Genomic DNA, 221 nt, shown 5'->3' with positions numbered 1-221 from the left:
GCCAGCCCGGCAGGAGCCGGTCGATCTCACCGGTCAGCCGCGCGTGGCGGTCACGGAGCTCGGCCGTCCGGCGCGCGACCAGGGAGCCGGGGTCGCGCAGCAGCGCCGCCGCGGCCAGCTGTGAGGCGACGTCGCCGCCCACGTCGGCCAGGGTCTTGGCGCGGCGGAGCCGATCCATCACCGGGGGCCGGGCGCGGATCCAGCCCACCCGCAGCCCGCCC

General features: G+C 79.6%; 1 pseudogene. It reads right to left on the bottom strand.

Annotated features, from left to right (window positions below):
- Positions 1-221 (bottom strand): annotated as a pseudogene (locus D471_RS39955) (PLP-dependent aminotransferase family protein); the annotation flags it as partial.

Source organism: Nocardiopsis lucentensis DSM 44048, assembly GCF_000341125.1.
GTDB classification, from domain to species: Bacteria; Actinomycetota; Actinomycetes; order Streptosporangiales; family Streptosporangiaceae; genus Nocardiopsis; species Nocardiopsis lucentensis.
The sequence above is the reverse complement of the archived record's forward strand: the minus strand, read 5'-3'. Positions and strand labels throughout refer to the sequence as shown.